General features: G+C 54.4%; 1 protein-coding gene. It reads left to right on the top strand.

Annotation, left to right across the window (positions count from 1 at the left end; all coding sequences use genetic code 11):
• Window positions 1-652 precede the first annotated feature (652 nt).
• Entirely contained in the window at window positions 653-928 is a 276-nt protein-coding gene (locus tag G7016_RS24760; RefSeq protein ID WP_181118332.1) for a hypothetical protein, read from the top strand.
• The last annotated feature ends 13 nt before the right edge of the window (window positions 929-941 follow it).

Here is a 941-nt window from a genome sequence, read left to right as displayed (position 1 = left end):
AGCAGGGATCGATTTCGAATTTCTGCGTCAACGCCAAGTGGATGGCGATCCGAGCGCCTTGGCCGTTGAGGAATTGATCGCTCGCAGACGAGACCTCGTTGCTGCTCCAGATTGAGCGTCAGACCAGTGGAAGATGTCGAGGCGCTATTGATTTCAACCGGGGGCCGTAACCGTTTGGAACGGCTGTCGTGAACCAAGCCGCAGCGTCCTGACCCTTCGAGCTTTCGTTCTTACGCGTTCAGCCCCGTGGCCTACGCGCTTACTTACAGGGCAAAGTCGCAGCCCTAGATATACCCTTGCACATGAAAGCTCAAGCTACTGCCGGGTGATCCTTCCCGGATTGCCCAGATAGTTCGGAGAGGTATCGCGTTCCGCTAGGGTGAGCGCAAGGCAGGATGGCATTCACTGCCAACCTGAATCAGCAGAGCTTTAACGTATCCCCATGCCCGACACCTCCTACCGGCAGCGAAGCCCTACCGTCTTCGTACGGTAGGGCGTCTGCATGTTGTCGACGCTCTCGACGCTTGGCGTGGGGCTCCGTGAGCGATAGAACATCAGTGATTCATCTAAGATGTCTGCATGATTGACAGGCATGACTCTCTGTGGAATATTGCCGCCAGCACCACGAACTCCACACATCAAGGAAATGAACATGGACAATCGCCACGTACCTCAATGCGACAGCGCTCAGTATGAAGCATGGTTCCAGGCTGAAGCGGCATTACGCATGAATGCTCGTCGACTTCCTCAAGGAAAGAGCGCTGACGTCCGTACCTTGGTGGGTGAAGAAATCTGGTTGGCCATCGGAGATCTTGGGAAGCTTTTTGGAAAACATGTGGCCAAAAACGAGGCCTATTTCTCCCTTAAGTTTGATCGTCTGCAAGGTACGCGTTCGTTGTACCTCCGCCGCACAGATGGAGCCTTGTGAAATGGCTTATGAC

Source organism: Pseudomonas japonica (assembly GCF_013522925.1).
GTDB classification, from domain to species: Bacteria; Pseudomonadota; Gammaproteobacteria; order Pseudomonadales; family Pseudomonadaceae; genus Aquipseudomonas; species Aquipseudomonas japonica_A.
The sequence above is the reverse complement of the archived record's forward strand: the minus strand, read 5'-3'. Positions and strand labels throughout refer to the sequence as shown.